The sequence below is a fragment of the Microbacterium sp. BWT-B31 genome (genome assembly GCF_041379855.1).
Taxonomy (GTDB): Bacteria; Actinomycetota; Actinomycetes; order Actinomycetales; family Microbacteriaceae; genus Microbacterium.
In genome coordinates, this window is sequence record NZ_JBFECU010000002.1 from 136,830 (window position 1) to 161,515 (window position 24,686).

The window sequence follows — 24,686 nt, forward strand, 5'->3', positions numbered from 1 at the left end:
CAAGCCTCGTGTGCCGAACTCCTGAGAAACCCGCGCGGCCCGCGCACCGAGCCGCGTGATATCGCGGGACGGGCACCGGAAGCCCTCCGAATCTCCGGAGTTCTGCAGCGGCGGCCGCGAGTATCTAGGCTGGCTGCGTGATCATTCTGGCGGCGACGCCCATCGGGAATCTCGGCGATGCCTCCCGCCGCCTCGTCGAGGCGCTCGAGAACGCGACGGTCGTGGCCGCGGAGGACACCCGCACCACCCAGCGCCTGCTCGCGGCCCTCGGCGTCGCGAACCGCCCGCGGCTGGTCGCCCTGCACGACCATAACGAGAAGACCAAGGCCGCAGAACTCGTCGAGTTGGCGCGCGATCAGGACCTGCTCGTGCTGAGCGACGCCGGCATGCCGACCGTGAGCGACCCCGGGTTCGGGCTCGTCGCCGCGGCGGCCGAGGCCGGCGTGGCGGTGACGGCGATCCCAGGCCCCAGCGCCGTGCTCACCGCGCTCGCGGTGGCCGGCCTGCCCACCGACCGCTTCACGTTCGAGGGGTTCGTCGCGCGCAAGCCGGGGGAGCGGTCCGCGGCGCTGGGGGCGCTGGCCGCCGAACCCCGCACGATGGTGTTCTTCGACGCCCCCACGCGGGTCGCGGCGACCCTCGCCGATATGGCCGTCGCGTTCGGTGCGGACCGCCGCGCGGCCGTGTGCCGCGAGCTCACCAAGCTCCACGAGGAGGTCGCGCGGGGCACGCTGGCCGAACTGGTCGCGTGGGCCGAAGCGGGCGTGCGCGGCGAGCTTGTGATCGTCGTGGCCGGTGCGACTGCACGCGTGGTGCCGTTCCCCGACGCGGTGACGCAGGTGCTCGAGCTCGTGCGGCAGGGCACGAGACTGAAGGATGCCTCCGCCGAGGTCTCGGCCCACACCGGCCACTCCTCGCGCGAGCTGTACCAGGCTGCGCTCGCCGTGCGCCGCTGAGCGCCCGGGAGTCCGCTGGCGACTCGCCGAGAAGCGCGGGCGGGGGCGGCACTTCGTGGCGAGTCGCCGTGGCGAGAGTTCGGCCTCAGGCGCGCGGGCGCAGCCGCAGCTCCTGCATGCCCCCGTCGACTGCGAGACTCACGCCCGTCGTCGACGACGCGCGCGGCCCGGCGAGGTAGGCGACGGCGTCCGCCACCTCGTCCGCCGAGACCAGACGCCCGTGCGGCTGGCGCGCCTCGAGCGCGGCGCGCTCGGCCTCGGGATCGGCAGCGGATGCCAGCAGGCGGCCGATCCACGGGGTGTCGGCGGTGCCGGGGCTCACGGCGTTGACACGGATGCCGTCGGCGAGGTGGTCTGCGGCCATCGCGCGCGTGAGCGACAGGACGGCGCCCTTCGTGGCGCTGTAGAGGGCCCGCTGCCCCAGCCCCGCGGTCGCGGCGATCGACGAGGTGTTGACGATCGCCGCGGCGGGGGACTGACGCAGGTGGGGCAGCGCGGCGCGCGTGACGCGGGCGATGCCCACGACGTTGATGTCGAACACGCGGTGCCACTCGTCGTCGGTGTTCGCGGTGACATCTCCCTGCGCGCCGACGCCGGCATTGTTCACGACGACGTCGATCCGTCCGAAGCGTTGGGCGACCGCGTCGACGCCCGCTGTGACGCTGGCGTCGTCGGTGACGTCCACGCGCACGGCGAGGTCGGCGTGGGGGGCGGCATCCGGGTTCACGTCGAACACGGCGATGAGCGCGCCCTCGTCGCGCAGGCGTCCGGCGATCGCGGCGCCGAGTCCTGACGCGCCGCCGGTCACGATCGCCACGAGGCCGTCCATCGAGCCGCTCATCGGCCTTCCTCCCTGTCGCCCGCGGCGACATAGTGCTGATGCTGCCTGCCGAGTCCTTCGATCTCGAGTTCGACCTCGTCGCCCGGCGCGAGGTACGGGAACCGCCCGGACAGGGCGACGCCCTGGGGCGTGCCGGTGAGGATGAGGTCGCCGGGCTCGAGCGTGAGGTAGCGGCTGAGCTCCCACACGATGGTCGCCGTGTCGAAGATGAGGTCGGATGTCCGCGAGTCCTGGCGGGGGTCGCCGTTGACCCAGCTGCGCAGGCGCACATCGTCGGGGTCGAGTTCGTCGGGGGTCGCCAGCCACGGCCCGAGCGGGCAGAATCCGGGGGCGGACTTGCCCTTCGACCACTGCCCGCCTGAGACGGCGAGCTGCCAGTCGCGCTCGGACAGGTCGTTCGCGATCACGTACCCGGCGATGGCGCTGCGGGCGTCGGCGGGCGAGGCGAGGCGGTTCGCCCGGGCGCCGATCACGATGCCGAGTTCGACCTCCCAGTCGGTCTTGACGCTGCCGGGGGGGATCTCGACATCGTCGAAAGGTCCGACGACGGTGTTGGGCGACTTCATGAACATGACGAGGTGCTCGGGCGGCTCCGAGCCGGACTCGGCCGCGTGGGCGGCGTAGTTCATGCCGATGCAGTAGATCGCCGAGGGGCGCGCGATGGGCGGCCCGACGCGCAGGGTCGCAGCCTCCGGGATCTCGGGAAGCTCGGCGCGCTCGTGCGCGTCGGCGGCCCGCTCGAGGCCTGCGGAGGCCAGGAACACGCCGTCGATATCTGCCGTCACCCCCCTCAGGTCGAACGCGCGGTCCCCTTCGAGCAGGACGGGTGTCTCTTCGCCGGGATGCCCCAGCCGTGCCAGCTTCATCGCCTTCGCCTTTCAGACAGTGAGGTCGTGATCGGTTCGTGATCTATTGCGCATCGCGCCACGACATTTATACATCGGATGTTTCTTGACAGGGGATACATCCGATGTTTATCGTCGACAGCGGAGAGGAAGACATGGCCGTCATCACTGCCGTCGACACGTTCGACATCCGGTTCCCCACGTCGCTGAGCCTGGACGGCTCGGACGCGATGAACCCCGACCCCGACTATTCCGCCGCGTACGTCACGATCACCACGGATGCAGGCGACGGGCTGACCGGTCACGCATTCGTGTTCACGATCGGCCGTGGCAACGACGTCGAGGTCGCCGCGATCCGCGCCCTGCGCGACCACCTCGAGGGCGCCGACGTCGACGCGCTGCTGGCTGACATGGGCAGGGCAGCGCGCCTGCTCACGCACGACTCCCAGCTGCGCTGGCTCGGGCCCGAGAAGGGCGTCATGCACATGGCGATCGGCGCGGTCCTCGACGCGCTGTGGGACCTCCGCGCGAAGCGCGCGGGCGAGCCGCTATGGCTGCACCTGTCGCGCCTGAGCGCCGAAGAGCTCGTGTCGGTCGTGGACTTCCGATATCTGACCGACGCCCTCACCGAGACCGAGGCGCTCGAGATCCTGCGCGCCGCCGAGCCGGGCCGCCAGGAGCGCATCCGCCAGCTGCAGGCCATCGGCTACCCCGCCTACACGACGACCCCGGGCTGGCTCGGCTACTCCGACGACAAGCTCGCACGTCTGTGCCGCGAGGCCGTCGCCGACGGTTTCCCGCAGATCAAGCTCAAGGTCGGCGCCGACCTCGACGAGGACCGGCGGCGCCTGCGCATCGCGCGCGAGAACGTGCCGGCCGGGTTCCCGATCGCGATCGACGCGAACCAGCGGTGGGGCGTCGACGAGGCGATCGAGTGGATCCGCGGCGTCGCCGAGTTCGACCCGGCCTGGGTCGAGGAGCCGACCAGCCCCGACGACGTGCTCGCCCACGCCGCGATCGCCCGCGCCGTCGCGCCTGTGCGCATCGCGACCGGCGAACACGTGCAGAACCGCATCGTGTTCAAGCAGCTGCTGCAGGCGGAAGGCATGGCGGTGATGCAGATCGATGCGACGCGCGTCGGCGGCGTCAACGAGAACATCGCCCATCTGCTGCTGGCGGCGAAGTTCGGCGTGCCGGTGTGCCCGCACGCCGGAGGGGTCGGTCTGTGCGAGGCCGTCCAGCACCTCGCGATGTTCGACTTCGTCGCCGTGTCCGGTTCGATGGATGGTCGCATGATCGAGTTCGTCGACCACCTGCACGAGCACTTCGTGACGCCCGTCCAGGTGCGCCGCGGCCGCTACCTGGCCCCGTCGAGCCCCGGGGCGGGCACCGAGATGCTCCCGGCGTCGATCGCCGCCCACCTGTGGCACGAGCCGGTGCCGGCCACCGCAGAGGCCCCGGCATGACCATCGCGCTTCCCCGTGTCGGATTCGGCGCCGCCTCGATCGGAAACCTGTATCGCGCGGCCTCGGACGAGCAGGCATGGGCGGCGCTCGAAGCCGCGTGGGACGGCGGCATCCGCTACTTCGACACCGCGCCGCACTACGGGCTCGGCCTCTCGGAGCGTCGGCTCGGCGCGTTCCTGCGCGCGAAGCCGCGTCGCGAGTACATCGTCTCGACCAAGGTGGGGCGCGTCCTCGAGAACAACCCCGCCTTCGCGGGCGGGCGCGATGCCGAGGGCTTCGTCGTGCCGGACGACCTCGTGCGGCGGTTCGATCCGAGCCGGGCCGGCATACGTCGCAGCCTCGATGGGTCTCTCGAACGCCTGGGCCTGGACCGCGTCGACGTGCTGTACCTGCACGACCCCGACGTCTACGACCTCGATCGCGGCCTCGCCGAAGGACTCCCCGCGCTCGCCGCCCTGCGCGACGAGGGCGTGGTCTCCGAGATCGGCATCGGGGTGAACGACGCCGATGCCGCCACCCGCGCCGTGCGCGAGGGCGACCTCGACCTGGTCATGATCGCCGGTCGCTACACGCTGCTCGAGCAGCCCGCCGCGAAGCGACTGCTGCCGGCGTGCGCCGAGCGCGGCGTGCGGATCGTGGCGGCCGCCGTCTTCAACTCAGGGCTGCTCGCCACCAGCGCGCCCACGAGCGGGGCGCACTACGACTACGGCTCGGCGCCCGCGGCGGTCGTGCGCAAGGCTCAGCACCTCGCGGAGTGCTGCGCCGAGTTCGGCGTCGAACTGCCCACGGCGGCGCTGGCGTACCCGCTCCGCAACCCGCTCGTCGAGACGGTCGTCCTGGGCAGCGCCCGCGCCGAGGCGGTGCGCGAGAACCTCGCGCGGCTGGATGCGACGATCCCGGATGCCCTGTGGCGGGCGCTGTCCGAGCGCGGGCTCGCACCCGACCCGGCCGCTCGAGAGAACATCGAGGTGACACGATGACCGGGGCCGAGGCATCCGCCGTGGCACTGCTCGAGGCGCGGGGGGTCAGCAAGGCGTTCCCGGGGGTCAAGGCGCTCGATGACGTGCGGCTCACGCTGCGGCACGGTGAGGTGCTGGCCCTGGTCGGTGAGAACGGCGCAGGCAAGTCGACCCTCATGAAGCTGCTGTCGGGCATCCACACCCCCGACGCGGGGGTCTTCCGGCTCAACGGCGTCCAGTACGCCGCGCAGAACCCGCGGCACGCGCAGGAACTCGGGATCAGCATCATCCATCAGGAGTTCAACCTGATGTCCGATCTCACGATCGCCCAGAACATCTTCATCGGCCGCGAGCCTCGCCGTGCCGGCGTCGTGCTGGACGACCGGGCGCTGAACCGCCGCGCGCGGGAGCTGTTCGACCGGCTCGGACTCGTGCTCGACCCGACCGAGCGGGTCGGCGGCCTCACCGTCGCCCGCCAGCAGATGGTCGAGATCGCCAAAGCGCTGTCGTTCGAGGCGAAGGTGCTCATCATGGACGAGCCCACCGCCGCGCTCAACGACGCCGAGGTCGACGTGCTGTTCGAGCTGATCGAGCGCTTCCGCACGCCCGATACCGGCGTCATCTACATCTCGCACCGGATGACGGAGCTCAGCCGCATCTCGGACCGCATCACGGTGCTGCGCGACGGCCGCTACATCGACACGCTCGTCACCGCCGAGACCAGCCAGCGCGAGGTCATCTCGCTCATGGTCGGACGCACGATCGAAGGAGAGTCTCGCCCCACGGCCCGCCCGGACCGGCGCGAGGTCGTGCTGTCGGTGCGGGGGCTGTCGACCCGGCACCTGCTGCGCGAGGTGAGCTTCGATGTGCGCGCCGGCGAGATCCTCGGCTTCGCGGGGCTCATGGGCGCCGGCCGCACCGAGGTCGCCCGCGCGATCGTCGGAGCCGACCGCCTGCAGTCCGGCACGATCGAGCTGCGCGGAGAGCCCGTGCGCATCACGAGCCCCGCCGAAGCCGCGCGACGGGGCATCGGCTACCTCAGCGAGGACCGCAAGCAGCTCGGCGTGCTGCTCGAGCGCAGCGTGCGCGAGAACATCGTGCTCGCGTCGCTGCGCGACTACCTCGGTGCGTTCGGGTTCGTCAGCGACCGGCGGATAGAGGGGACCGGCCGCGAGTACGTCGACAAGCTGCGGATCAAGACGCCCTCGACCGCGCAGCTGGTGCGCAACCTCTCCGGAGGCAACCAGCAGAAGGTCGTCATCGCCAAGTGGCTCGCGAAGGACTGCGACGTGCTCATCTTCGACGAGCCCACCCGCGGCATCGACGTCGGCGCCAAGGAGGAGATCTACGCGCTGCTTCGCAGCCTCGCCGACGAGGGCAAGGCCATCGTGATGATCTCGTCCGAGCTGCCCGAGGTGCTGCGTCTGTCGGACCGCATCGCCGTGATGGCCGAAGGCCGGCTCACCGCGATCCTCGACAACGCCGACGCCACCCAGGAGAACCTCATGGACTACGCCACCCGCTTCACCGCCGAAGGGACGATCGCCCGATGACCACCCCCGCACCGACGACACCGAAGTCGCCGTCGACGACCGCGTTCGCGGCCGCGCAGACAGGAGGGCCCCGACTCGCGCGCGTGCGCGGATCGCTGCAGCAGCTGCTCGCGGCGGCGAGCCTCATCGTGATCGTGGCCTTCTTCTCGATCGCGAGCCCGCACTTCTTCACGGCGAACAACCTGATCTCGATCCTGACGGCTGCGACCGTCACCGGAATCCTGGCGCTCGGCACGACCTTCGTCATCATCACCGGCGGCATCGACCTGTCGATCGGCACCGGCATGATCCTGTGCGGCGTGATGGCCGGGGTCTTCCTGACCTACTGGGGGTGGCCGCTGTGGGCGGGCGTGCTGGCCACGGTGCTCTTCGGCGGCCTGATCGGATTCGTCAACGGCACGAACATCTCGGTGCTCGGCATCCCGCCCTTCATCGCCACCCTCGGCATGATGCTGATCGCCTCGGGCCTGTCGCTGGTGATCTCGGGCACGAAGCCGATCTACTTCAACGACACTCCCGCCTTTCAGGCGATCATGAACCTGTCGATCATCCCCGGTATGCGCTTCCCGCTCGGGGTGCTGATCTTCATCGTGATGATCGTCGTCGCCGGACTCATCCTGTCCAAGACGATCCTCGGCCGCTACGCGTTCTCGATCGGCTCGAACGAGGCGGCGACCGCGCTGTCGGGAGTGAACGTGCGTCGCTGGAAGATCAGCATCTACACCCTCGCGGGCCTGTTCGTCGGCATCGCGGGCGTGCTGTCGGCATCGCGCCTGTCGTCGGCGCAGCCGACCGGCGGGCTGGGGCTCGAGCTCGAGGCGATCGCGGCCGTCGTGATCGGCGGCACGTCGCTGCAGGGCGGCAAGGGCTCGATCGTCGGCACCGTCATCGGCGCGCTCATCATGGCCGTGCTCACCAATGGCCTGCGCATCATCTCGGTCCCGCAGGAGTGGCAGTCCGTCGCCGTCGGCATCGTGATCCTCGTCGCGGTGTACCTCGACATGCTGCGCCGCCGGCGAGCTTGACCCAGAACCCCACACCCACACCCACACCACCAGCACCAACCCAACACAACACAAAGGAGTGACCCCATCATGTGGAAGAAGCGCGCATTGATCGCTGTCGCCGGCCTCGCCGTCGCGGGCCTCGCGCTCGCCGGCTGCGCAGGCGGCTCGTCTGGCGACTCGACCGGAGACGCCGGCGCAGACGCCAAGCCTTACGTCGCCCTGATCTCGAAGGGCTTCCAGCACCAGTTCTGGCAGGCCGTCAAGGCCGGGGCCGAGCAGGCCGCCGAGGAGTTCGACGTCGAGGTCACCTTCGAGGGCCCCGACACCGAGGCCGACGTCGACCAGCAGATCCAGATGCTGCAGACCGCGCTCGACAAGAGCCCCGCCGCCATCGGCATCGCAGCCCTGGACAGCCAGGCGGTCGCACCCCTGCTGCAGCAGGCGCAGGATGCCGACATCCCGGTCATCGCGTTCGACTCGGGCGTCGACAGCGACATCCCGCTGACGACCGCGTCGACCGACAACAAGGCCGCGGCCGCGGAGGCGGCCAAGCACATGGCGGACGCCGTGGGCCACTCCGGCAAGGTGGCGCTCGTCGTGCACGACCAGACCTCGGTCACCGGTCGCGACCGACGCGACGGCTTCGTGGAGTACCTGGAGAAGAACGAGCCCGACATCGAGATCGTCGACATCCAGTACGGCGGCGGCGACCAGGCCAAGTCGGCCGACCTCGCCAAGACCATCATCGCGGCTCACCCCGACCTGAAGGGCATCTACGGCTCGAACGAGGGCTCGGCGATCGGCGTCGTGCAGGCCGTCAAGGAACTCGGCATCTCGCCGGACCAGCTCGTGGTGATCGGCTTCGACTCGGGCAAGGCGCAGATCGACGCGATCAACGACGGGCTGATGCTCGGCGCGATCACGCAGAACCCGGTCGGCATCGGCTACGAGACGGTCAAAGCCGCCGTCGCCGCGATCAACGGCGACACGCTGCCCGACACGATCGACACCGGCTTCTACTGGTACGACAAGACCAACATCGACGACCCGAAGATCCAGGCGGTCCTCTACGAATGATCCGCTGAGCGGACGGCGAGGGGGCGGGAAGACCCGCCCCCTTTGTCGTGTCCGAGGCCGCGAGCGCGCGGGGTGCGCGGCCGGGCGCGCGGGCGCGCCGGGCGCGCGGGCGCGGGCGCGCGGGCGCGGGCGCGCCGAGCGGATGCCCCGCCTCAGCCGTCCAGGCCGTAGAACCGCGCCGCCGACCCGGCCGAGACCTCGCGCCACTCGGCATCCGTGGCCCCGGTCGCCCGTGCCACCTGACCGACCCACCCGCGGGTGGTCGTCGCCGCGCCGAGCCGTGCGCTGACGGGCCAGTCGCTGCCGATCATCGCGCGGCTCGCCCCGAAGCGCGCGAACGCGTAGGCGAGGAACGCGTCGCCGTTGTCGGCGAGACGGTCGGGAGCGGATGCCTCGGCCCCGAGCCCGGAGAGTTTGACGCTCGTCTCGCCCCGCCCCGCGATGCGGTCGATCGCGCGGGTCCATGCACGTCCGGCGGGGCTGTCGATGCCGTCGTCGACGGGCGGCTTGCCGAGGTGGTCGAGCACCACGGGCAGGCCCGGGACGCTCTCGAGCAGGTCGGCGAGCGCGTCGAGCTGCGGATGCACGACGCACGCGTCGAACGTGAGGCCGCGCTCGCGGATCTGCTCGAGGCCGCGCCGGAGGGAGGCATCCGCGAACCGCTCGACCGGCTCGGCCTGCAGAATGTGACGCACCCCGACGACGCGGGGGAGCGCGGCCAGCGCGTCGAGGTGGGCGCCGAGGGCATCCGAGCGCAGGTCGGCCGCCGCGACGATGCCCGCCAGCTGCGGCCAGTGCGGGGCGGACTCGGTCGCCCACCGCGCCTCGTCGAGCGACTGCGTCGGCGCCGCGCCGGCTTGGACGAACACCATGCGCGACACCGCGCCGTCGGCGTCGTCGATCTCGCCAGGCAGCGACGGGCGGTCGAGCGCGGCGATCGTGCGCACCCAGCCGTAGTCGAGCACACGCGGGTCCCACACGTGGACGTGGGCGTCGACGAGCCCGCCGCTCATGCCGGGGCGCCCTCGCCGCGCTGGCTCGAGAGCGTCCACACGGTCTCCAGCGCCCGGTACGCGTCCTCGCCGTCCGGCCCGCGGAACCCGTCGACGAAGCGGCCGATGCGCGCCTGCCAGCGCTCGTCGGCCGGATCGGCGCGGATGACGGCCATCGCCGCGTCGAAGTCGTCGCAGTCGACCAGGTGGAAGAGCCGGTCGCCCGAGCGCCAGATGCGCCAGTCGTGAACGCCGGCGCGTGCGAACAGCTCCGCGAGATCGTCGGGCACGCGCTCGTGCTCGCGGCGGTAGTCGTCGATGCGGCCGTCGGCGATGACCGAATGCAGGGCGATCAGCACGGGGGTCCTTCCTGCGGCGGCGCGCCGCGGGTCACGAGGCTTCGCGCAGCCATTCCTCGACGCCGGCGATGTGGGTGAGGGTGAGCGCCTGCGCGAGCGCGGCGTCGTGGCGCTTGAGCGCGTCGAGAATCGCGCGGTGCTCGGCGATCGTGCGCTCGGTCGCACCCTGCTGGGTGATGCCGCGCCAGATCCGCGCGCGGATCGTGGCGCTCGACATCGTCTCGACCAGACGGCTCAGGTATTCGTTGCCGGATGCCTCGACCATCGCCTGGTGGAACTCGAGGTCGTGCGACACGAGGTCTTCGATGCCCGACGCGCCATGCGTCTCGTCGAGCAGCCGCTCGAGCTCGGCGGCTTGGGCGTCGGTGAGGTTGGCCGCCGCGAGCGCGGCGGCCGCCGGCTCGAGGATCATGCGCACGCCGAAGATCTCGAGCACGGACTTGTCGGTGTGCAGGTCCACCACGAACGACATCGCCTCGAGCAGCAGCGCCGGCTCGAGGCTCGTCACGTAGGTGCCGTCGCCGCGGCGCACGTCGAGCACGCCGATGACCTCGAGCGCCTTGACGGCCTCGCGCAGCGAGTTGCGTGACAGCCCGAGGCGTTCGCTGAGCTCTTTCTCGGGCGGAAGCCGGTCGCCGGGGCCGAGTTGGCCCGAGGTGATCATCTGCTTGATGCGCAGGATCGCTTCGTCGGTGACCGCCATGGACTCACCCTAGCGGAACCGGGCCCAGACATCGGATGTCTCTGCCGACGACACGCGGCGGGAGGGCACATCCGGCCAAACTAGAATCTACGGGTGACCTCTGGCCGTTCCTTCTACATCACCACGCCGATCTACTACCCGAGCGACGTGCCCCACATCGGCCACGGCTATACGACCGTGGCCGTCGACACGCTCGCGCGCTGGCACCGCCAGTCGGGCGACGACACGTGGATGCTGACGGGCACCGACGAGCACGGCCAGAAGATGCTGCGGGCGGCCACGGCCAACGGCGTGACGCCGCAGGAGTGGGTCGACAAGCTCGTCACCGAGGCGTGGTTTCCGCTCTTGAAGACGCTCGACGTCGCCAACGACGACTTCATCCGCACGACGCAGCCGCGCCACGAGGAGCGCGTGCAGAAGTTCGTACAGGCGATCTATGACCGCGGCTACATCTACGCCGGCGAGTACGAGGCGCTGTACTGCGTGGGCTGCGAGGAGTTCAAGCCCGAGTCCGAGATCGTCGACGGCACGGGTCCGTTCGAGGGCCTCAAGGTCTGCGCGATCCACTCGAAGCCGCTGGAGCTGCTGCAGGAGAAGAACTACTTCTTCAAGCTCAGCGACTTCCAAGACAAGCTGCTCGAGCTGTACCAGACCGTTCCCGACTTCATTCGGCCCGAGTCGGCGCGCAACGAGGTCGTCTCGTTCGTGCGCTCAGGTCTCAAAGACCTCTCGATCTCGCGGAGCGCCTTCGACTGGGGCATCACGGTGCCGTGGGACCAGTCGCACGTCATCTACGTGTGGGTCGACGCGCTGCTGAACTACGCGACCGCGATCGGCTACGGCTCCGACCCCGAGCAGTTCGCGCGCCGCTGGCCGGCGTACCACATCGTCGGCAAAGACATCCTGCGCTTCCACGCGGTGATCTGGCCGGCGATGCTGATGGCTGCGGGGCTCGAGGTGCCGCGCGGCGTGTTCGCGCACGGCTGGCTGCTGGTCGGCGGCGAGAAGATGTCGAAGTCCAAGCTCACCGGCATCGCGCCCACCGAGATCACCGACGTCTTCGGCTCCGACGCGTATCGCTTCTACTTCCTGTCGGCGATCGCGTTCGGCCAGGACGGCTCGTTCTCGTGGGAAGACCTCTCGGCCCGCTACCAGGCCGAACTCGCCAACGGCTTCGGCAACCTCGCCTCGCGCACGACCGCGATGATCGAGCGCTACTTCGAGGGCATCATCCCGCCTCCCGCCGACTATCTCGAGGGCGATCTCGCGATCCAGCAGACGGTGGCTCATGCCGCGACCGGCGCCGACGACGCCATCGAGCGCTTCCGCATCGACGAGGCGATCACCTCGATCTGGAAGATCGTCGACGCGCTGAACCTCTACATCACCGAGAACGAGCCGTGGGTGCTGGCCAAAGACCCCGCTCAGCGCGCGCGCCTGGGCACGGTGCTGTACACAGCGGCCGAGGGACTGCGCGCCCTTGCGGTGCTGCTGTCGCCGGTGATGCCCACCTCGACCGAGAAGCTGTGGATCGCGCTCGGCGCCGCCGAGACGCTCGGCAGGCTGCAGGACCAGCCCCTGCGCGAAGCGGGGCGCTGGGGCATCCTGCCGGTGGGCGCTTCGGTCAACGGCCTCGCGCCGCTGTTCCCGCGCGTCGAGCAGTCGGAGTAGCTCGGTGCCGCCGCAGAACTCCTTCACATCGGTGTTCGGGACCGCGCGTCGGGCCCGATCTGCGCGCGCACGCCTCGAATCGGAGGAGTCCTGCAGGTGACCGACCCGAGCAACTACGTCCGCACCCGGCACAACGACGGGTCGCGCGATGTCTCATACCCCGAGGCTCCGGAGCCGCTCGCCCTGGCGGTGTACGACAACCATGCCCATCTCGAGATCGAGGACGGTGTCGGGCTCGGCCTCGACGAGCAGCTCGATCGGGCCGGCGCGGTCGGTGTGATCGGCGTCGTGCAGGCCGGTGGCGACATCGAATCCAGCCGCTGGTCGGCGTGGGCCGCGGCATCCCACCCCCGCGTTCTCGCGGCCGTCGCCATCCACCCGAACGAGGCACCTGCCTACAAGGCGGCCGGGCGGCTCGACGAGGCGATCGCGGTGATCGACGAGCTCGCCGCGCAGCCGCGCGTGCGGGCGATCGGCGAGACGGGCCTGGACTTCTTCCGCACCGACGGCGACGGTATCCCGGCGCAGGTCGAGAGCTTCGAGGCGCACATCGCCCTCGCCAAGAAGCACGGCATCGCGATGCAGATCCACGACCGCGACGCGCACGACGCGGTGCTCGAGACGCTCGAGCGCGTCGGCGCGCCCGATCGCACAGTGTTCCACTGCTTCTCGGGCGACGCCGAGATGGCCCGCGTCGCGGGCGAGCGCGGGTACTACCTCAGCTTCGCGGGGAACGTCACGTTCAAAAACGCGCAGAACCTGCGTGACGCGCTGGCGGTGATCCCGCGCGAGCGAATCCTGGTCGAGACGGATGCCCCCTTCCTCACGCCCACCCCGCATCGCGGCCGCCCCAACGCGCCGTACCTCATCCCGGTGACGGTGCGGTTCATGGCCGCCGAGCTCGGGGTCGACCTCGACCTGCTGTGCGCACAGCTCGCGGCGAACACGCGGGCCGTGTACGGCCAGTTCGAGGACTGAGACGGGCATGGCCGACGACGAGCTGTGGGACCTGACGGATGCCTCGGGCCGTCCGCTGGGCCGCACCCATCGCCGCGGCGACCCGGCGTTCCCTGCCGGGCTCTACCACGTGGTCTCGTCGGTGTGCGTCGTGCGCGGCGACGGGCTCGTGCTGATCACGCGCCGCGCGGCCGACAAGGACTTCGGGCTGGACTGGGAGTTCCCCGCAGGCAGCGCCCTCACCGGTGAGACCAGCGCCGAGGCCGCCGTGCGCGAGCTCGCCGAGGAGACGGGCGTCGGAGTCGCCGTGGCCGATCTCGCCTTCGTCGGCCGGATGACCGAGCGCACCGCGCTCTTCGACCTCTACGTCGCGCACGTGGACGGTGACCCGCCGCTCGCGCTGGATCCCGCTGAGGTGTGCGACAGCGCGTGGGTGGCGCTTTCCGAGGCGCTGCGGCGCGCAGACGCCGGCGATCTGGCTGCCCCGTGGATCCCGCGGCTGGTCGCGTTCGGCGAGCGTCTCGCGCAGCTCGTGCGCCGCTAGCCCGGCAGCGACGGGGCCGAGCCCGGGCGGGCGGCGAGCGTGTGGTTGGTTCGGCGCGGGTTGATTCTGGAAGGCACACCGTGCGTGCGCAACGTCATGCGGCCGGACGGAACCTCTTCGGGGGGCGGATCGAGATCAGCCCAGGTGTAGCGCAGCGCGAGCATGAAGGGATCGCCTCCTGATCCCCGTCCCCCGAGCATACGGCGTTGGTCCATCGGGCTGCGGATCGGATTCTCGCTGGGGAGAGTCTGTACCGGGAGGTGCGGGATTGGATCACGAAGGACAATGTCGGCTCGTTCGGCTGAGTTCGAAGAGAGAAAGGGCGGGCGCCCGGATCAATCGATCCGGGCGCCCGCCCCTTTTCGTGTCGTTTCCTAGTACTTGCGTCGCTGCGATGCCGTGATGATGTTGATCGCTCCGGTCGTGACGTCCTCCTCGAGCGCCTCGAGGGAGCGCCCGCGCGTCTCGGGCACGAACCGGTATATGAACAGGACGCCCAGCACGCCGACCAGGGCTAGGAGCGCGAACGTTCCCCCGAGCGACCATTCGAGCAGCGACGGCATGATGAACGCCAGCACGCCGTTCATGGTCCAGCCGAAGAACGCCGCGATGCCGAACCCGACGCCGCGCATGTGCAGCGGGAAGATCTCCGCCAGCCACACCCAGACGGCGATGTTGAGGAAGGTCTGCATCGAGATCACGAATGCGACCACCAGAATGAGGACGGCCCACATGCGCGCCGGGTGGCCGTCGGGGAACACACTCGTCGCGATCACCACGAGCACGTGGCATGTCGTCGTGGCCGACAGGCCGATCATGAACGTCTTTCGCCGGTCGACCCGGTCCATGTTGCGCAACGCGATGATGCCGCCGATCACGGCGACTACGCCGAACGAGATGTTCGCGATCACGGCCTGCTGCGGGGTCATCCCCGCCTCCTCGAGCACGCGCGAACCGAAGTACATGATCGTGTTGATGCCCGTGAGTTGCTGGAACATCGCCAGCCCCGCTCCCACCGCGACGATACGGAGCAGCCACCTGTTGGTCAGCAGCGCCCCGAGGCCGACCTTGGCCTCACTCTCCTCTTCTGCAATGATCTCGATCTGTACGTGCTCGGCCTTCGCTCGGCTCTTCGATCGCACCGTCTCGAGCACCTCGAGAGCTTCGCTCGTCCGGCCCTTCTCCACGAGCCAGCGCGGCGACTCGGGCATCCTCAGCATGCCGAAGAACAGAAAGACCGCTGGCACAGCGCACACCGCGAACATGATGCGCCAAACCCCGCCGGATTCACCGATCGTGATGGCGATGATCGCGTTGACGACGAACGCAGCGAGCTGCCCAGAGACGATCGCGAGCTCGTTGCGGCCTGTGATCGAGCCGCGGATCTCATAGGGGGCGAGCTCGGCAAGGTAGATCGGCACGACGCTCGACGCGCCGCCGACTGCGAGGCCGAGCACGATCCGTCCGGCCAACAGCAGGGTGTACCCGACCGGGTCGAACTCGCCTCCGCCGCCAGGGGAGAAGATGACGAGCAGGACGCCGCCGAAGAACAGGACGGCCAGCACGAGGATGGCTCGCCGTCGCCCGATCGCGTCGGCGAGGGTGCCCCCGAGGAGCGCGCCGACGGCGGCCGCGAATCCGAGCGACGCGATGACGAGGCCCAGCTGCAGGAGGTCCAGCCCGAGGTCCGCGGCCATTGGGCCTTCCGCCCCGTTGGCGACGCCGGTGTCGTAGCCGAACAGTAGGCCACCCAGACACGCGATGATCGAGATGAGGCCGAGGCGCTTGCGGTGCGGCCCAGCTGTTTCGAGAGGCGGCAGCGTGGCTTCGGCCGCGCTCACTCCATGTGACATCGTGACTCCCTTGTCTAGTTCCGTAGTCAAGTCCATCGATAAATTCTCACAGAAAGGAACTGGTGTCCACAGGGTAACATTACCGCCGCAGCGAGTAAGGCCGGACATATCGGCGGCCCGCTCTCGGCGACAGACGTGCTTGTGGCGCTGTACTTCGGTCAGCTCAACGTCGACCCGCAGAATCCTCGCGATGCTGAACGGAACCGTTTCATCTTGTCGAAAGGGCACTGCGCGATCCGCTTGTACTCTGTGCTGTTGCACCGCGATGACTTGGACAGGGAGCTGACGAACAGCCTTCGGCACCGTTCTGAATTCGTCTGCCGCGACTGACGCGGTTCGAGACGCGCCTCGCGCAGCTCGTCTCGGCCTGACCCCCGCATCCGCTCGCGCCCTTCGCCGAGGCATCCGGCCCGCGAGAGCGGCACAATCGTGCAGCTGCGGCGTATCGATGCGCAGCATGAGCACGAAACAGCAGCACTCGCGGTGAGGCGACGGCACTTCGAGGAGGACTCTGCGCGGGGCAGTGCGATGCCGCCGATCGACGCCTACGCGACCGGCGGCTCCTCGAACACGGGCTTCGCGGCGGCGATGTGCGAGATGGGGCGCCATACGACCAGCAGCGTGATCGCCGAGCCCGCGAACGCGAACCACCACGGCGCCGTCAGGCCCCATGTCTGCGCGATGAGGCCGCCGAGCAGCTGCCCGATGACGAGGCCGCCGAACACGCCCACCATGTTGACCGAGGCGATGCGGCCCTGCAGTTCGATCGGCACCAGGCGCTGGCGCACCGTGGTCGAGATGGTGCCCCACACGAACGCGTACGCGCCGAAGCCGAACATGATCACGAACGCGACCATCGGCGAGGTCGTCAGCGCGAACGACAGGTGCATGAGCACCTCGAGCGACAGGCACACGCGCATGAGCGTCGCGAACGACACGTGGCGCTCGAGCCAGCCGAAGGCGGCCGTCGAGGCGAGACCGCCGAGGGCGGCCGCGGTCGTGAGCGCTCCGAAGCCGACCGCGCCCATGCCGAGGTGCTCGGTGGCATACAGCACCAGGACGCTCCACGGCGCCGCCCACGTGACGTTGAAGACCAGAATGATCACGACGAGCATGCGGACGGGCCGGTTGGCCCGCAGCCACCGCAGGCCCTCCCGGATCGCGTGGCTCTTGCTCTGCGGCGGAGCCGTCTCGTCACGCGGCGCAGGGGTGTGTGCGATGCGGGAGATGAGCACCACGGCGAGGGTCACACACAGCACCTGCACGAGGAAGGGCCAGAACGACCCGATCGCGAACAGGAACGCCCCGAGCGGCGGACCGGCGAGCTGGTTGGCGACCAGATAGCCCGCCTGCATGCGCGCGTTGCCGATGCCGAGGTCGATCGGGCGCACGAGCATCGGCAGCAGCGTGCTGCCCGCCGAGTCGGCGAACACCTCGGCCACGCCGTACAGGAACGACGTCGCCAGCACGATCCACACGTTGGCCAGCCCGGTCACGAGGAACGCGATGAGCGCCGTCACCACCACGGCACGCAGCCCGTTCGCGAGCATCACGAGGCGGCGCCGGTCGTGGTGGTCGGCGACGGCGCCGGCGAGCAGCCCGAACAGCAGCCACGGCAGGAACTGCAGCATGGCGCCGCTGGCCACGAGCAGCGGCGACGAGGTCATCGAGGCGATCAGCAGCGGCGCGGCCGACAGGGCGATGCCGTCGCCGAGGTTGCTCGTCCACGACGACGCCACGAGCCAGCGGAAGCCGGTGCCCAGACGGCGAGGTGCGATCAGTTCGCCGAGCGAAGGCATCCGGTCAGTCTATGCAGACCGGTGGGTCAGAGACGATGCCGGATGCCTCGCCTCCACGTGCGGCGAGAGCGGACGGCTCAGCCGCCGATGCGCATCGCGATGCCCGGCGGGATCGAGAGCACGATGTCGGCCAGTGCGCGCCACCGGGCATGACGCCGGGCGTGCCGCTGTCGCCTCGTCGCTTCGCGCAGCGCGCGGATGCGGTCGGCGTACTCCCGCCCGTCGGCGGCGCGCAGTTCGTCGTTCCACATGTCGTGTCCTTCCTCGCTCCGGCCGATCCGACTGACCGGCCCTCACCAGAGCCACGAGCGGGCGCGGCGCGATTCGACACGCATGCGGATCGCGCGCGTCTTGAAGTCTCTTGCCCTGACGGTGTCGAATCGACGCGATGCCGTTCGTAGCGGTCATGAAGGTTCACCAATGCGGGACGAGGGAGCGTGATCGTGATGACGCGGTATCTTCTGTCGGTCATCGGGCCGGCCGAGCGGAGCCAGTTCGGCGCATATGGGTCGGCGGACGAGATGCGTGAGGCGATGGCCGCCACCGGGGCGTACAACGACGTGCTCCGCGAGCGGGGCGTCTTGGTGTTCGTCGACGGGCTCGCCCCCGCCGACACAGCCACGGTCGTGGACGGGACGGGGCCGGAGCCGATCTTCACCGACGGCCCCTACATCGAGTCGAAAGAGGTCCTCAACGGCCTCTGGATCATCGACGTGCCCGACCTCGACGAGGCGCTGAAGATCGCCACCGAGGCCTCGCGCGTGTGCCGCGGCACCATCGAGGTCCGCCCGTTCGCGGGCTGAGGCCCGTGATGGACTCCTTCGCCGACGCCGCGGTCGTGCACGTCCACCGCGAGCAGTGGGCGCGGATCGTCGCCGGTCTGGTCCGGCGCTTCGGTGACCTGGACCTGGCCGAGGAGGCGGCGGCGGAGGCCTTCGCGGTCGCCGTCGAGCGGTGGCCGGTGGGCGGTGTCCCCCCGAACCCGGGCGCCTGGATCACGACGACCGCGAACCGCAAGGCGATCGACCGGATCCGGCGCGAGGCCCGCGGAGGCCAGCTGCAGCAGGAGGCGTTCATGCTGACCGACGAGTCGCCGCAAGAGCCCGTCGGCGCAGTCGAGGACGACCGGCTGCGGCTCGTGTTCACGTGCTGCCACCCGGCGCTGTCGATCGAGGCGCGCGTCGCGCTCACGTTGCGCATCGTGGGAGGGCTCACCGTGACCGAGATCGCGCACGCGTTCCTCGTGCCGGAGACCACGATGGGGCAGCGGATCAGCCGTGCCAAGGCGAAGATCAAGGTCGCCCGCATTCCCTACCGTGTGCCGGCCGACGACGACCTGCCCGCGCGCGTCGGGGGAGTGCTCACCGTGCTGTACCTGATCTTCAACGAGGGCTACCTCGCGTCGGGTGCCGACACGGACCCGGTCCGCCGCGACCTCACCGGTGAGGCGATCCGCCTCACCCGGCTGCTGCGCGAGCTTCTCCCCGGCGGTTCGGGCGAGCGCGCCGAGGCGACGGGCCTGCTCGCCCTCATGCTCCTCACCGAGGCCCGCGCGTCCGCGCGCGTCTCGGCCGACGGGCAGCTCGTGCGGCTCGACCAGCAGGACCGTTCGGCGTGGGACCGCGCACTGATCGACGAGGGGCTCGCGCTCGTCGATCAGCGCGCGGGCGGCGCGGACCCGCTCGGCCGCTACGAGATCCTCGCCGCGATCAACGCGGCGCACGTCTCTGCGGCGCACGCGCGCGACACCGACTGGGCACGGATCGTGGCGCTATACGGGCAGCTCGAGCGCGTCGATCCGAGTCCCATCGTGACGCTCAACAGGGCGATCGCGGTCTCGCAGCTCGACTCGCCGGCGGTGGGCCTGGCCCTGATCGAGCCGCTCGGCGACACGCTCGGCGGATACCACGCCTTTCACGCGACGCGCGCCGAGCTGCTGCGCCTGGTCGGCCGCTCGGCCGACGCCGTCGACGCGTACGACCGGGCGATCGCGCTGGCGGGCAACACCGCCGAGGTGGCCCATCTCGCCCGCGTGCGCCGCCGGCTCGCGGCTGGGCTCGCCGGCCCAGCCGACGCGTCAGCGGAGCCCAGCGCGGGCATGGAGGCCCTCCCGCACGACCCGCACGAACGACACGACCCCCACGAACAAGGAGAATCATCGTGACCCAGCAGTACCTCGTGATCCACATGACCGACGCGTCCGGCTCGCGCCTAGGCCAGGAAGAGGACCGGCGCATGCTCGAGTCCTGGGCGCAGGAGGGCGAGGACGCCGGCCGGCTCGGCCCAGGCGCCCCCGTCGCCGGTGCAGAGCAGGCGAAGTCCGTCGTCGTGCGCGACGGTCGCGTGCTCATCACCGACGGCCCGTTCCCCGAGTTCAAGGAGTGGTTCGCCGGCTACGACCTGCTCACGGCGGAGTCGATCGACGAGGCGGCGCAGTTCATGGCGAAGCACCCCACCGCCGTGGCCGGGCGGGTCCTGATCCTGCCGGTCGTGCAGCTTCCGTGGCAGCAGCAGAGCGGCGGATGACGCAGCTCAGCGCGCGCCCGCCAGGGTGGTGAACAGCGACTCGGTCTTCTCGAGTTCGACACCCTTGGTCTCGGGGATCTTCCACATCACGAAGAAGAACGACAGCAGGGCGAACAGGGCGTAGAGGCCGTACGTGAGGGGCAGGGACCAGTTCGAGAGCGCGGGGAACGTCATCGTCACGGCGAAGTTCGCGAGCCACTGCGCGGCCGCCGCCACGCCGAGCGCTTTGCCGCGGATGCGGCTCGGGAAGATCTCGCCGAGCAGCACCCACAGCAGCGGCCCCCACGACGCGCCGAAGCCGACGACGAACGCGTTCGCGGCGATGAACGCGACCGGCGCCCACACCCCCGGGAGGGTGACCTCGGCTGCGTCGACCTCGGCGAACGAGAACGACAGCGCCATCGTGGCCAGCGAGACCGTCATGAGCACCGACCCGACGAGCAGGAGGGGCTTTCGGCCGACCTTGTCGACCAGGAGGATCGCGACGATGGTGACGACGACGTTCGTGACCGACGTGATGACGCTCGTGGTGAGGGCGTCGCTCTCGTCGAAGCCGACCGCCTGCCACAGCGTCGTCGAGTAGTAGAAGATCACGTTGATGCCGACGAACTGCTGGAACACCGACAACACGATGCCGATCCACACGACGGGCTGAAAGCCGAAGGCCTTGCCGCGCAGCGACCCCGACCTGCTTGTGCGGTCCGCCTCGATCGCGGTGCGCAGGTCGCTCATCGTGCGGTCGAGGTCCGCTTCAGGCACGAGCCGAGACAGGATCTCGCGCGCCTGGTCGGAGCGGCCCCGCGCGATGAGATGGCGCGGGGACTCGGGGACGGTGAACGACAGGATGCCGTACACCGTCGCCGGAACGACCCCGACGAGGAACATCCAGCGCCACGCCTCCATGCCCCACCACAGGACCTCGTCGGCGCCGCCGGCGCTGCCTGCGAGCACCGTGTCGCTCAGGAGGGCGAGGAAGATGCCGATGGTGATGGCCAGCTGCTGCAGCGACGCGAGGCCGCCGCGGATCTGGCGCGGGGCGATCTCGGCGATGTACGCGGGCGCGATCACCGAGGCGATGCCGATGCCGAGCCCCCCGACCACGCGCCACAGTCCCAGGTCCCACACCGTGACGCACAACGCCGCGCCGATCGAGCTCGCAAAGAACAGGACCGCGCCCAGGAACATCACGCGCAGGCGCCCCCAGCGGTCGGCCAGGCTGCCGGCGATCATCGCCCCGACCGCGCAGCCGAGCAGGGCGATGGCGACCACGAAGCCGGTGACGACGTCGTTCAGCGCGAAGTCGCTGTGGATCGAGTCGACCGCGCCGTTGATGACCGACGAGTCGAAGCCGAAGAGGAATCCTCCGACCGCCGCCGCGACCGCCAGGCCGATGGCGTGCCGCCCGTAAGGGCTGGCGACCATGAAGGCGCCCTGGGGAACCGCAGCGCTGGCCATGGAGGTCACACTAGCGACGCCCGCAGACGTTGGGCAGGGCTCGCCCGCGGGTGGTGGCTACAGTGAGAGCATGCCGGTTCAGCTCCTCGGTGCCGCCGAGATCCGTTCGCTCGCCGCCGAACTCGACCTGACGCCCACCAAGAAGCTCGGGCAGAACTTCGTCGTCGATGCGAACACGGTCCGCAAGATCGTGCAGGTCGCCGGCGTCGAGCCCGGAGAGCGGGTGGTCGAGGTGGGGCCCGGGCTCGGGTCGCTCACGCTCGCGGTGCTCGAGACCGGGGCATCCGTCACCGCCGTCGAGATCGACCACCGCCTGGCCGAACTGCTCCCGCGCACCGCCGCGGCGCACGGTGTGCCGCCCGAGGCGCTGACGGTGACGGATGCCGACGCCCTGCGCGTCACCGAGCTTGCGGGCGACCCGACCGTGCTGGTCGCGAACCTGCCGTACAACGTGTCAGTGCCGGTGCTGCTGCACTTCCTCGAGACGTTCCCGGGCCTTTCGCGCGGCGTCGTGATGGTGCAGGCCGAGGTCGGCGAGCGCCTCGCCGCGCCGCCCGGCTCGAAGGTCTACGGCGCGCCGAGCGCGAAAGCCGCCTGGTACGGGCCCTGGCGCCTGGCCGGGACGGTGTCGCGGCAGGTGTTCTGGCCCGTGCCCAACGTCGACAGCGTGCTGGTCGCGTTCCGGCGCGACGCCGAGCCGCGCGGCGACGAGGCGCTGCGCCGCCGCACGTTCCAGATCGTGGACGCCGCCTTCCAGCAGCGCCGCAAGATGCTGCGCCAGGCGCTGGCGGCGGTCCTCGGCGGCACTGCGGCCGAGGCATCCGCCGTCCTCGAGAGTGCGCGCGTGGCACCCACCGCGCGCGGCGAGCAACTCGGCATCGACGACTTCGTGCGCGTCGCGCTCGCGTCGCCGGGAGCCGGACCGGGCTGACGGGCCGAGGCCGCCGCCGGCGCCGTTCGCGTGCCGTGCACGCGCGGAGGCGCCGCGCGCTAGCCTCGATGCATGTCCGACGCCGAGCGCTTCCGCACTGACATCCCCGACCTGCACCGCCCGTACGCCGCATCAGGCGATCGCTACGCCTCGCTGGGCTCGACGACCTCGGGGTACCGCCAGGTGGGGGCATCCGGCCTGTATCTGCCGCCCATCTCGCTCGGGTTGTGGTGGAACTTCGGCGACAACATCCCGATCGACAATCAGCGCGCGCTGCTGCGCCACGCGTTCGACAAGGGCATCACGCACTTCGACCTCGCGAACAACTACGGCCCGCCGTACGGCTCGGCCGAGAAGAACTTCGGCCGCATCTTCGCCGAAGACCTCCGCCCGTACCGCGACGAGCTCATCATCTCGTCGAAGGCAGGGTGGGACATGTGGCCGGGACCGTACGGCGACCTCGCCTCGCGCAAGCACATCCTCGCCAGCGCCGAGCAGTCGCTCACACGCATGGGCCTGGACTACGTCGACATCTTCTACTCGCACCGCGTCGACCCGGTCACCCCGATCGAAGAGACCGTCGCCGCGCTGGACACGCTGGTGCGTCAGGGCAAGGCGCTCTACGTCGGGATCTCGTCGTACAGCGCCGAGCGCACCGCGGTCGCCGCGGCGGTCGCGCACTCGCTCGGCACGCCGCTGGTCATCCACCAGCCGTCGTACTCGATCCTCAACCGCTGGATCGAGGACGGGCTGACCGGAGTGCTCAAGAAGGAGGGGCTCGGCGCGATCGCGTTCACCCCGCTGGCCCAGGGGCTGCTCACCGACAAGTACCTCGGCGACGGCACGGCCCAGCGCGCGCAGCAGCGCTCGTCGCTGCCGGCGAAGCGGCTGAGCGACCACGCCCTGTCGGCGCTGCGCGGCCTCGACGTCGTGGCGAAGGAGCGCGGCCAGTCGCTCGCCCAGCTGGCCCTGCAATGGGTGCTGCGCGACAAAGTGGTCGCCTCGGCGCTCATCGGAGCCTCGCGCCCGGCGCAGCTCGACGAGAACCTCGCCGCCCTCGACGGACCCGAGTTCTCGACCGAGGAGCTCGAGCAGATCGACGCCCTCTCGGACGGCGTCGACGTGGACCTCTGGGCGGAGTCTGTCGAACTGTGAGCGAAGCGCTCGCCGCGACGCGCGTCCATGCCAGGGCTCCGGGCAAGCTCAACCTCTTCTTCGAGGTCGGGGCGGTCCAGGCCGACGGCTACCACGACGTCGCGTCGGCATACCAGGCGGTGTCGCTGTACGAAGAGCTGTGGGCCGAGCCGGCCGAGGGCTTCAGCGTCTCGGTGAGCGGCACGGTCGACGTCTCGGGCGTGCCCGCCGACGACCGCAACCTCGCGCTGCGCGCCGCCCGCATGGTCGCGCGCGAGCTCGGGCGCGAGGGTGGCGTTCACCTCGAGATCGTCAAGCGCGTGCCGGTCGCGGGGGGCATGGGCGGGGGGTCGGCGGATGCCGCGGCCGCCCTGGTCGCGTGCGATGCGCTGTGGGGCGGCGAGCTCGGCTCCGCCCGGCTGCAGCGGCTCGGCTCGAAGCTCGGCGCCGACGTGCCGTTCGCGCTCATGGGCGGCACGGCGATCGGCGTCGGGCGCGGCGACCAGCTCAACCCCGCGCTCGCGAAGGGCCGGTTCGACTGGGTCGTCGTGCCCTTCGACGGGGAAGGTCTCTCCACGCCCGCGGTGTACGGCCACCTCGACGCACTGCGCGAGGGGCCCGACATCGTTCCCCGGCTCGGCTCCCCGTCGGTCGACGCGGCGGTGCTGCACGCCCTGCGGGCCGGTGACGCGGTCGCCCTCGCCGACAGCGTGCGCAACGACCTGCAGGCCGCGGCGCTGTCGTTGCAGCCGCAGCTGCGCGCGACGCTCGAGCTCGGCGAGAGCGCCGGCGCCCTGGCGGGGATGGTCTCGGGCTCGGGGCCGACCGTGGCCTTCCTCGCGTCGGACGCCGAGTCCGCTCTCGACCTGCAGGTCACCTTGACCGCGGCGGGCCTGGAAGCGCTGCACGTGCACGGGCCGGTGGCGGGTGCGCGCATCGTCGGCTGAGCCTGCGGCTTCGGGTCGGGATCGGCCGAAGAACGGATGCCGCGGGTGGGGGCATCCGATCATCAGCGGCTCTTTCAGCTCGCGGACGGCGGCGCGAACCGCAGCGCGCAT

General features: G+C 70.5%; 26 protein-coding genes. 16 read left to right on the forward strand and 10 right to left on the reverse strand.

Annotated elements, in window-relative coordinates:
• Window positions 1-137: 137 nt before the first annotated feature.
• The gene (gene rsmI, locus AB1K54_RS03285; RefSeq protein WP_371201280.1) at window positions 138-956 is read left to right on the forward strand and encodes a 16S rRNA (cytidine(1402)-2'-O)-methyltransferase; all 819 of its coding nucleotides are present in this window, start codon (window positions 138-140) and stop codon (window positions 954-956) included.
• A gap of 85 nt (window positions 957-1,041) precedes the next feature.
• On the opposite strand, the gene AB1K54_RS03290 is transcribed toward rsmI, so the two are convergent.
• On the reverse strand, window positions 1,042-1,797 hold the full coding sequence (locus tag AB1K54_RS03290) for an SDR family NAD(P)-dependent oxidoreductase (protein WP_371201281.1): 756 nt from the start codon (window positions 1,795-1,797) through the stop codon (window positions 1,042-1,044).
• The gene (locus AB1K54_RS03295) at window positions 1,794-2,663 is read right to left on the reverse strand and encodes a fumarylacetoacetate hydrolase family protein (RefSeq protein WP_371201282.1); all 870 of its coding nucleotides are present in this window, start codon (window positions 2,661-2,663) and stop codon (window positions 1,794-1,796) included. The genes AB1K54_RS03290 and AB1K54_RS03295 overlap by 4 nt, the downstream gene beginning before the upstream one ends.
• Before the next feature lie 134 nt (window positions 2,664-2,797).
• On the opposite strand from AB1K54_RS03295, the gene AB1K54_RS03300 reads away from it, so the two are divergent.
• The 5 genes from AB1K54_RS03300 to AB1K54_RS03320 all read left to right on the forward strand — a co-directional run bounded on the left by AB1K54_RS03300 (window position 2,798) and on the right by AB1K54_RS03320 (window position 8,704).
• Window positions 2,798-4,108, forward strand: coding sequence for an enolase C-terminal domain-like protein (locus AB1K54_RS03300; RefSeq protein ID WP_371201283.1), 1,311 nt, complete (start codon window positions 2,798-2,800; stop codon window positions 4,106-4,108).
• Window positions 4,105-5,088 carry an aldo/keto reductase gene (locus AB1K54_RS03305; RefSeq protein ID WP_371201284.1) on the forward strand — a complete coding sequence of 328 codons (984 nt, stop codon included), beginning with the start codon at window positions 4,105-4,107 and terminating at the stop codon, window positions 5,086-5,088. The genes AB1K54_RS03300 and AB1K54_RS03305 overlap by 4 nt, the downstream gene beginning before the upstream one ends.
• Window positions 5,085-6,620, forward strand: coding sequence for a sugar ABC transporter ATP-binding protein (locus AB1K54_RS03310; protein WP_371201285.1), 1,536 nt, complete (start codon window positions 5,085-5,087; stop codon window positions 6,618-6,620). Before AB1K54_RS03305 ends, AB1K54_RS03310 begins: the two co-directional genes overlap by 4 nt.
• On the forward strand, window positions 6,617-7,645 hold the full coding sequence (locus AB1K54_RS03315; RefSeq protein WP_371201286.1) for an ABC transporter permease: 1,029 nt from the start codon (window positions 6,617-6,619) through the stop codon (window positions 7,643-7,645). Before AB1K54_RS03310 ends, AB1K54_RS03315 begins: the two co-directional genes overlap by 4 nt.
• An 87-nt stretch (window positions 7,646-7,732) precedes the next feature.
• The gene (locus AB1K54_RS03320) at window positions 7,733-8,704 is read left to right on the forward strand and encodes an ABC transporter substrate-binding protein (protein ID WP_371201287.1); all 972 of its coding nucleotides are present in this window, start codon (window positions 7,733-7,735) and stop codon (window positions 8,702-8,704) included.
• A 152-nt stretch (window positions 8,705-8,856) separates the two neighbouring features.
• Here the strand turns inward: AB1K54_RS03320 and AB1K54_RS03325 are convergent, their stop codons facing one another.
• From AB1K54_RS03325 to AB1K54_RS03335, 3 genes are read right to left on the reverse strand one after another with little or no spacing between them, the layout of a single operon-like run.
• Complete coding sequence (locus tag AB1K54_RS03325; RefSeq protein WP_371201288.1) at window positions 8,857-9,717, reverse strand: amidohydrolase; 861 nt, start codon at window positions 9,715-9,717, stop codon at window positions 8,857-8,859.
• Window positions 9,714-10,055 (reverse strand): L-rhamnose mutarotase, encoded by a 342-nt coding sequence (locus AB1K54_RS03330; RefSeq protein WP_371201289.1) that lies wholly within the window; start codon window positions 10,053-10,055, stop codon window positions 9,714-9,716. Before AB1K54_RS03330 ends, AB1K54_RS03325 begins: the two co-directional genes overlap by 4 nt.
• Window positions 10,056-10,086: 31 nt before the next feature.
• The gene (locus AB1K54_RS03335; protein WP_371201290.1) at window positions 10,087-10,758 is read right to left on the reverse strand and encodes a FadR/GntR family transcriptional regulator; all 672 of its coding nucleotides are present in this window, start codon (window positions 10,756-10,758) and stop codon (window positions 10,087-10,089) included.
• 93 nt (window positions 10,759-10,851) lie between these two features.
• On the opposite strand from AB1K54_RS03335, the gene metG reads away from it, so the two are divergent.
• The 3 genes from metG (at window position 10,852) to AB1K54_RS03350 (ending at window position 13,930) form a co-directional block, all read left to right on the forward strand.
• The gene (metG, locus tag AB1K54_RS03340) at window positions 10,852-12,429 is read left to right on the forward strand and encodes a methionine--tRNA ligase (RefSeq protein WP_371201291.1); all 1,578 of its coding nucleotides are present in this window, start codon (window positions 10,852-10,854) and stop codon (window positions 12,427-12,429) included.
• Between the two features lie 96 nt (window positions 12,430-12,525).
• A complete protein-coding gene (locus AB1K54_RS03345; RefSeq protein ID WP_371201292.1) occupies window positions 12,526-13,407 on the forward strand; it encodes a TatD family hydrolase in 882 nt (293 codons plus the stop codon).
• A 7-nt stretch (window positions 13,408-13,414) separates the two neighbouring features.
• Complete coding sequence (locus tag AB1K54_RS03350) at window positions 13,415-13,930, forward strand: NUDIX domain-containing protein (protein ID WP_371201293.1); 516 nt, start codon at window positions 13,415-13,417, stop codon at window positions 13,928-13,930.
• Here the strand turns inward: AB1K54_RS03350 and AB1K54_RS03355 are convergent.
• Together AB1K54_RS03355 and AB1K54_RS03360 are read right to left on the reverse strand one after the other, a co-directional pair.
• A complete protein-coding gene (locus AB1K54_RS03355) occupies window positions 13,927-14,094 on the reverse strand; it encodes a hypothetical protein (protein WP_371201294.1) in 168 nt (55 codons plus the stop codon). The two genes, AB1K54_RS03350 and AB1K54_RS03355, sit on opposite strands and share 4 nt — an antisense overlap.
• Before the next feature lie 210 nt (window positions 14,095-14,304).
• On the reverse strand, window positions 14,305-15,783 hold the full coding sequence (locus tag AB1K54_RS03360) for a sugar porter family MFS transporter (RefSeq protein WP_371201295.1): 1,479 nt from the start codon (window positions 15,781-15,783) through the stop codon (window positions 14,305-14,307).
• Between the two features lie 78 nt (window positions 15,784-15,861).
• On the opposite strand from AB1K54_RS03360, the gene AB1K54_RS03365 reads away from it, so the two are divergent.
• Window positions 15,862-16,113 (forward strand): hypothetical protein, encoded by a 252-nt coding sequence (locus tag AB1K54_RS03365; protein WP_371201470.1) that lies wholly within the window; start codon window positions 15,862-15,864, stop codon window positions 16,111-16,113.
• A 215-nt stretch (window positions 16,114-16,328) separates the two neighbouring features.
• Here AB1K54_RS03365 and AB1K54_RS03370 read toward each other — a convergent pair whose 3' ends face one another.
• Window positions 16,329-17,582, reverse strand: coding sequence for an MFS transporter (locus AB1K54_RS03370; RefSeq protein ID WP_371201296.1), 1,254 nt, complete (start codon window positions 17,580-17,582; stop codon window positions 16,329-16,331).
• Between the two features lie 77 nt (window positions 17,583-17,659).
• Window positions 17,660-17,833 (reverse strand): hypothetical protein, encoded by a 174-nt coding sequence (locus AB1K54_RS03375; RefSeq protein ID WP_371201297.1) that lies wholly within the window; start codon window positions 17,831-17,833, stop codon window positions 17,660-17,662.
• A 195-nt stretch (window positions 17,834-18,028) separates the two neighbouring features.
• Here AB1K54_RS03375 and AB1K54_RS03380 point away from each other — a divergent pair, with 195 nt between their 5' ends.
• From AB1K54_RS03380 to AB1K54_RS03390, 3 genes are read left to right on the forward strand one after another with little or no spacing between them, the layout of a single operon-like run.
• Window positions 18,029-18,385, forward strand: a complete 357-nt coding sequence (locus AB1K54_RS03380; protein ID WP_371201298.1) for a YciI family protein — start codon at window positions 18,029-18,031, stop codon at window positions 18,383-18,385.
• A gap of 8 nt (window positions 18,386-18,393) precedes the next feature.
• Window positions 18,394-19,746, forward strand: a complete 1,353-nt coding sequence (locus AB1K54_RS03385; RefSeq protein ID WP_371201299.1) for an RNA polymerase sigma factor — start codon at window positions 18,394-18,396, stop codon at window positions 19,744-19,746.
• Window positions 19,743-20,108, forward strand: coding sequence for a YciI family protein (locus tag AB1K54_RS03390; RefSeq protein ID WP_371201300.1), 366 nt, complete (start codon window positions 19,743-19,745; stop codon window positions 20,106-20,108). Before AB1K54_RS03385 ends, AB1K54_RS03390 begins: the two co-directional genes overlap by 4 nt.
• 6 nt (window positions 20,109-20,114) lie before the next feature.
• Here the strand turns inward: AB1K54_RS03390 and AB1K54_RS03395 are convergent, their stop codons facing one another.
• Window positions 20,115-21,563, reverse strand: a complete 1,449-nt coding sequence (locus AB1K54_RS03395; protein ID WP_371201301.1) for a sugar porter family MFS transporter — start codon at window positions 21,561-21,563, stop codon at window positions 20,115-20,117.
• Window positions 21,564-21,633: 70 nt separating this feature from the next.
• On the opposite strand from AB1K54_RS03395, the gene rsmA reads away from it, so the two are divergent.
• The 3 genes from rsmA (at window position 21,634) to AB1K54_RS03410 (ending at window position 24,575) form a co-directional block, all read left to right on the forward strand.
• A complete protein-coding gene (gene rsmA, locus AB1K54_RS03400) occupies window positions 21,634-22,494 on the forward strand; it encodes a 16S rRNA (adenine(1518)-N(6)/adenine(1519)-N(6))-dimethyltransferase RsmA (protein WP_371201302.1) in 861 nt (286 codons plus the stop codon).
• Window positions 22,495-22,566: 72 nt separating this feature from the next.
• Window positions 22,567-23,649: an aldo/keto reductase gene (locus AB1K54_RS03405; RefSeq protein ID WP_371201303.1), complete on the forward strand. Its 1,083-nt coding sequence runs from the start codon at window positions 22,567-22,569 to the stop codon at window positions 23,647-23,649.
• Complete coding sequence (locus tag AB1K54_RS03410; protein WP_371201304.1) at window positions 23,646-24,575, forward strand: 4-(cytidine 5'-diphospho)-2-C-methyl-D-erythritol kinase; 930 nt, start codon at window positions 23,646-23,648, stop codon at window positions 24,573-24,575. The genes AB1K54_RS03405 and AB1K54_RS03410 overlap by 4 nt, the downstream gene beginning before the upstream one ends.
• Window positions 24,576-24,686: the final 111 nt, after the last annotated feature.